Below are 5,814 nucleotides of genomic sequence, written 5' to 3' on the forward strand. Positions count from 1 at the left end.
CGCCGGCGAGTTTGCCGTCGCGCTTGAGCAGCAGGAAATGCGGACGCCAGCCGGTTCGCGCGACTGCGCAGCCCGTGTCCTGCATCGCCGAGAGGAATTCGTGGCGGACGAACGGGTTGTCGCCGGCAAGACGGTTCCATTCGTCCGGGCTCACGGTGTCGAGCGAATCGACCACATGTATTTCGACCGTGCGGTTCAACGGGCTTACCTCGCTTCGGGCTTGTTCGTGGCTATTGCCATGCGCTTGATGCAGCGCGGAATGGTTATTCTCGCCGAAGTCGCGGGTTTTTGTCGGAGCGGGGTTTATGAGGGAGGCTTGAGGGATAATGCGCGGCATCCGACGTCCACCTTCAGACTCATGCCCTGGTTCCTGTATCTCATAGAATGCGCCGACGGAAGTCTCTATACCGGGATTGCCACCGATGTCGATGCGCGTTTCGCCAAGCATCTGAGCGGCGACGGCGCGAGGTACACGCGATCGCGCAAGCCGGTTGCCGTACGGGCGTCGTTTGAGTTGAGCGGCCGGGCTGAGGCTTCGCGGGCGGAGTATTGGGTGAAGCGACTGACGACGCCGAGGAAATGGAAGCTGGTCGCGGGCGAATTGACGCTCGTGGACGTGATGCCCGCGGAAGCCGAAGAAATCCCGCCGGTCGAGACATGAAAAACCGCCCGGTCCTGCCGTGAGGCAGGACCGGGCGGTCTTCGATACGTCAAAAGCTGGCGGCTAAGCTTACTTCTTGAAGTTCGCCACGCCTTCGGTAATTTCCTTGTGGGCTGCGTCCACGCCCTGCCAGCCTTCGACCTTCACCCACTTGCCCTTCTCGAGCGCCTTGTAATGCTCGAAAAAATGCTTGATCTGATCCTTCAGATATTCAGGCACGTCATCGACCGTCTTCATGTGCGCCGTCATTGGGCAGATCTTGTCGTGCGCGACTGCGACCAGCTTGGCATCGACGCCCGATTCATCTGTCATCTGCAGCATGCCCAGGGCGCGTGCGCGAACCACCGAGCCTGCCAGCAGCGGGAACGGGGTGATCACCAGCACGTCGACCGGGTCGCCATCGCCGGAAAGCGTTTGCGGAATGAAACCGTAGTTGGCCGGGTAACGCATGCCCGTGCCGATAAAACGATCGACCACGAGCAGGCCCATGTCCTTGTCCGCTTCGTACTTCACCGGATCGCTTTGCGCCGGGATCTCGATGATCACGTTGAAGTCCTGCGGAAGATCCTTGCCTGCGGGTACGTTGTTGAAGCTCATGTGCACTCTCTTCAAAGTGGAAATTCGGGGTCGGGAAGTAGACGAACCAGACGGAGCCGGTACGCGGCGGAAACCAGGCTTTGCTGCGTTGCGGCAACCCACGCAAAAATTGAACGGCCGGGCCGCAACGCTGATTTCATGCCGCATGCGCGCCCATCAAGCCGCGTATTTACGTCATTATAGCCAATCGAAGCGCGCACTCCGGCGTCACTACGCGTCCGGAAAAACAGCGTAAAGCAGGCTAGAAGCATCGTGCGCGGCATGGCCGTTGGCCCGGAAACGAACCGCGTGCGTCCATCCAACCAAGCTACGGAGACAGGAGTCAGGCATGGAAGAGGCAAAGCATTTCATCGGCAACAAGTGGGTTGCGGCGGCGAGCAACGAGACGATTCCCGTCCTCGATCCCTCCGATGGCCAGGTTTTCGCACAACTCGGCCGCGGCAATGCTGCGGATATCGACCGGGCGGTCCAGGCGGCGCGGCGCGCCTACGAAGGCGCCTGGGGTCATGCGAGCGCGGCGGATCGCGGGCGCGTGTTGTACCGGCTGTCGATGATCGTCGCCGCTCATCAGGAAGAGCTCGCGCAACTCGAAGCACGCGATACAGGCAAACCGCTCAAGCAGGCGCACGCCGATGCCGCCGGTATCGCGCGGTACTTCGAGTTCTATGCGGGCGCCGCCGACAAGCTCCATGGCGAAACCCTGCCCTACCAGAACGGCTTCACCGTGCTGACCATCCGCGAGCCGCACGGCGTGACCGGGCACATCGTGCCGTGGAATTACCCGTTGCAGATTTTCGGACGCAGCGTCGGCGCGGCGCTCGCGGCGGGCAACGCGTGCGTGGTGAAACCGGCAGAAGACGCATGTTTATCGATATTGCGGATCGCCGAGCTCGCCGCCGAAGCCGGATTGCCGGAGGGAGCACTGAACATTGTCACGGGCTATGGATACGAAGCCGGAGCGGCGCTCGCGCGGCACGCGGGTATCGATCACATCTCGTTCACCGGGTCGCCGGTAACGGGTGCCGCCGTCGTCAAGATGGCCGCCGATAACCACGTGCCCGTCACGCTCGAACTCGGCGGCAAGTCGCCGCAGATCGTCTTCGCCGATGCCGATTTCGACGCCGCCATCCCGGTCCTGGTTTCGGCGATCGTGCAGAACGCCGGGCAGACGTGTTCGGCGGGCAGCCGCGTGTTGATCGAACGATCGGCGTATGAGCCGTTGCTGGATCGTTTGAGCGAAGCGTTCAGCGCGCTGAAGGTCGGGCCGAGCAAGCTCGACCTGGATTGCGGACCGCTCATCAGCGCGAAGCAGCAGCAGCGCGTGTGGGATTTTCTCTCCGATGCACAGCATGACGGAATCGCGATGGCCGCGCACGGCGAGGTGGTATCGGAAGCGCCCGAAGCAGGCTTTTATCAGGCGCCGACGCTCTTGCGCGATGTCCCGCCATCGCACCGTCTGGCACAGGAAGAGGTGTTCGGCCCGGTCCTGTGCGCCATGCCTTTCGACGATGAAGCCGATGCCCTGAAACTCGCCAACGGCACCAACTTCGGCCTGGTTGCGGGCGTCTGGACACGTGATGGCGGACGGCAGATGCGCATTGCCCGGAAGGTGAGATCGGGGCAAGTGTTCATCAACAATTATGGTGCGGGCGGTGGCGTGGAACTGCCGTTTGGCGGCGTCAAACATTCAGGACACGGCCGTGAAAAAGGCTTCGAAGCGTTGTATGGATTCACGGTGCTTAAAACCATTGCGATCAAACACGGTTAAGTAACCACAACTTGGAGACGACATGAGACTGCAAGGCAAGACAGCAATTGTGACGGGCGGCGGATCGGGATTCGGCGAAGGAATCGCGAAGACATTTGCGCGCGAAGGCGCGAACGTGGTGGTGAACGACCTCAACGGGGCATCGGCGGAACGCGTTGCGAGCGAGATTGCCGTGAGCGGCGGCAAGGCGATCGCGGTCGCCGGCGATGTCACGAAACAGGCCGACTGGAAGACGCTGTTCGATGCCGCCATCGAAGACTTCGGCAGCATCCAGGTCGTGGTGAACAACGCCGGCACGACGCACAGGAACAAGCCGGTGATGGAAGTCACCGAAGCCGAATTCGACCGCGTTTATGCGGTGAACGTGAAGAGCATCTATCACAGCGTCACGCAATTCGTGCCCTACTTCCGGTCGGTGGGCGGCGGGTCGTTCATCAACGTGGCATCGACGGCGGGCGTGCGGCCGCGCCCCGGTCTGGTCTGGTACAACGGCAGCAAGGCGGCGGTGATCATTGCGAGCAAGGCGCTGGCGGTCGAGTTAGGACCCGACCGGATACGCGTGAACTGCATCAACCCGGTGATGGGCGAAACGGGTTTGCTGTCCGAATTCATGGGCGTGGAAGACACGCCCGCGAACCGGCAGAAGTTCCTCTCCTCGATTCCGTTGGGACGCCTCTCGACACCGCAAGACATCGCGAACGCGGCCTTGTATCTGGCCTCCGACGACGCAGAGTTCATCACCGGCGTGGCGCTGGAGGTGGATGGCGGACGTTGCGTCTAGGGTCTTCGGGGAAGACGCCTCGCTTGGTGTTTTCCCCATATAAAACAGATGCTTGAGGGCCATTGCCAACGACTAGAATCGTTGTTCCACCGATAATAAAATTCAGGAGACAGCATGGCGAGTACTGCGGGTGAGTATCACGGACCGGGCGCGGGCGCGCCGCCTTCGGCCTTCGAAGCGGCAACGTACAAAAAAGTCGCATGGCGCCTGTCGCCCCTGTTGCTGCTTTGTTATGTGGTCGCATATCTGGACCGCGTGAATGTGGGTTTCGCCAAGTTGCAGATGTCCACCGATCTCGGCTTGAGCGACGCTGTCTATGGCTTCGGCGCGGGCATCTTTTTCTTCGGCTATTTCATCTTCGAGATCCCGAGCAACGTCATCCTGCACAAGGTCGGCGCGCGGGTATGGATAGCGCGGATCATGATCACGTGGGGCATCCTCTCGGCGCTGACGATGTTCATCACCACGCCCACCATGTTCTACGTAATGCGCTTTTTATTGGGCGTGGCCGAAGCGGGATTTTTCCCTGGCATCATCCTGTACCTCACGTACTGGTTCCCGGCCGACCGGCGCGGACGCATGACGACGTTGTTCATGACCGCGATTGCCGTATCGGGTTTGATCGGCGGCCCGGTGTCCGGCTGGATCATGAAGAACTTCGATGGCGTCAACGGCTGGCATTCGTGGCAGTGGCTGTTCTTGCTGGAAGGCATTCCATCGATCGTGGTCGGCGTGCTGGTCTTCATTTTCATGGACGACCGGATTGCGAAGGCCAAGTGGCTGAGCGCCGAAGAGCGTGAGTTGCTGGAACGGAACATCGCGAAGGACAATGTCGAGAAGGTCGACATGCCCGTGCGCGAAGTGCTCAAAAGCGGCCGTGTCTGGCTGATGAGCCTCACGTACTTTTCGTTCGTGATGGGCCTGTACGGCGTGAGTTTCTGGCTGCCGACGATCATCAAGGCGACCGGAGTGACGGATGCGCTGAATATCGGATTGCTGTCTGCTATTCCCTTCGGCGCGGCGGTGATCGGGATGCTGCTCGTTGCACGCAGTGCCGATAAACGTGGCGAGCGGAGGTGGCATATTGCCGTGCCGGCGGCTGTTGGAGCGTTGGGGCTGGTTTTAACGGTCATATGGTCGACGAACACGCCCTTGGCAATGCTCGGGCTTACCTTGGCAACGATGGGCATTCTCACTACCTTGCCGTTGTTCTGGAGCTTGCCTACGGCGTTCCTGGCCGGGACGGGCGCCGCTGCCGGGATTGCAATGATCAACTCGCTCGGGAATCTTGCGGGTTTTCTCAGCCCCTATCTCGTGGGGTGGTTGAAGCAAGCCACCGCGTCCAATGCAAGCGGCATGTACATGTTGGCCGCATTCATGGTGCTCGGCGGGTTACTCGCGCTGAGCGTACCGAAGCGGATCGTCAATCGATAACAGTTGCTGGACATTCAGGTCAACTGCACAGAAGACTCCTACTATAAATAGGAGTTTTCTAGTATCACCTTTCAACTACCTTATTCAGAATCGTCCGTTCGATCATTTGCGAATTTTTAGCGTTGCAAACGATTCATAACGGGCGGTGGCTGTGTGTCAATGTGTGTGCGCCGCCCGCTTACAACAATTAGAGAGCGGAGCAAGCATGTCAGAAAGAAGTTCGTTGAATCTTGAGTCTTCGTTCATCGCAACGCGTTTTAGTGCAGACCCTGTCTGGGCGAATGGACTAGATAGAGTCAAGACAGACGAAGCCGCATCGCCGCTAATCGGGTCGTTCGATCCCCTGCCCAATCGGAGCGCATCGTCTGTGGCAATAGGATCGCCGGGTGTGCTTCAGCCCGTGTACACCGCGATCGGCTCGAACGGCCACCCAACGCATGGCGTTCACTTTCATCTGCACCATCAACACCGTCACGCGAAGCCGGTTGCGGGTGCGCCTTCCATTGCTGGCATCAGCGACGTTTCACAATCAGCGGGACATCACTCACATGGCACCGCCGCAATAAAGAATTC

Annotated in this window: 7 protein-coding genes; 5 read left to right on the top strand and 2 right to left on the bottom strand. The window is 60.0% G+C overall.

Annotated elements, in window-relative coordinates:
* A partial coding sequence (locus ACFFAR_RS22720; RefSeq protein ID WP_375508513.1) for a peptidogalycan biosysnthesis protein occupies positions 1-448 on the bottom strand: 448 nt, incomplete at its 3' end.
* On the opposite strand from ACFFAR_RS22720, the gene ACFFAR_RS22725 reads away from it, so the two are divergent.
* Positions 359-661 (top strand): GIY-YIG nuclease family protein, encoded by a 303-nt coding sequence (locus tag ACFFAR_RS22725; protein WP_375508514.1) that lies wholly within the window; start codon positions 359-361, stop codon positions 659-661. The two genes, ACFFAR_RS22720 and ACFFAR_RS22725, sit on opposite strands and share 90 nt — an antisense overlap.
* 69 nt (positions 662-730) lie before the next feature.
* On the opposite strand, the gene ppa is transcribed toward ACFFAR_RS22725, so the two are convergent.
* Positions 731-1,258 (bottom strand): inorganic diphosphatase, encoded by a 528-nt coding sequence (gene ppa, locus ACFFAR_RS22730; protein ID WP_062000049.1) that lies wholly within the window; start codon positions 1,256-1,258, stop codon positions 731-733.
* A gap of 328 nt (positions 1,259-1,586) precedes the next feature.
* Here ppa and ACFFAR_RS22735 point away from each other — a divergent pair, with 328 nt between their 5' ends.
* From ACFFAR_RS22735 to ACFFAR_RS22750, 4 genes are all read left to right on the top strand, one after another.
* Complete coding sequence (locus ACFFAR_RS22735; RefSeq protein ID WP_086382009.1) at positions 1,587-3,026, top strand: aldehyde dehydrogenase family protein; 1,440 nt, start codon at positions 1,587-1,589, stop codon at positions 3,024-3,026.
* A gap of 22 nt (positions 3,027-3,048) precedes the next feature.
* On the top strand, positions 3,049-3,807 hold the full coding sequence (locus ACFFAR_RS22740) for an SDR family oxidoreductase (RefSeq protein ID WP_062167386.1): 759 nt from the start codon (positions 3,049-3,051) through the stop codon (positions 3,805-3,807).
* A 114-nt stretch (positions 3,808-3,921) separates the two neighbouring features.
* Entirely contained in the window at positions 3,922-5,241 is a 1,320-nt protein-coding gene (locus tag ACFFAR_RS22745; protein ID WP_174365370.1) for an MFS transporter, read from the top strand.
* Between the two features lie 388 nt (positions 5,242-5,629).
* Positions 5,630-5,814 (top strand): hypothetical protein (locus ACFFAR_RS22750; RefSeq protein WP_375508515.1); only part of this gene is annotated, 185 nt, incomplete at its 3' end.

Source organism: uncultured Caballeronia sp., assembly GCF_964243625.1.
In the GTDB taxonomy this organism is placed as follows: Bacteria; Pseudomonadota; Gammaproteobacteria; order Burkholderiales; family Burkholderiaceae; genus Caballeronia.

Bases quoted from the DNA above. Each gene is read 5' to 3' on its own strand.
- ACFFAR_RS22725 (WP_375508514.1), top strand. From the start codon at position 359: ATGCCCTGGTTCCTGTATCTCATAGAATGCGCCGACGGAAGTCTCTAT.
- ppa (WP_062000049.1), bottom strand. From the start codon at position 1,258: ATGAGCTTCAACAACGTACCCGCAGGCAAGGATCTTCCGCAGGACTTC.
- ACFFAR_RS22735 (WP_086382009.1), top strand. From the start codon at position 1,587: ATGGAAGAGGCAAAGCATTTCATCGGCAACAAGTGGGTTGCGGCGGCG.
- ACFFAR_RS22740 (WP_062167386.1), top strand. From the start codon at position 3,049: ATGAGACTGCAAGGCAAGACAGCAATTGTGACGGGCGGCGGATCGGGA.
- ACFFAR_RS22745 (WP_174365370.1), top strand. From the start codon at position 3,922: ATGGCGAGTACTGCGGGTGAGTATCACGGACCGGGCGCGGGCGCGCCG.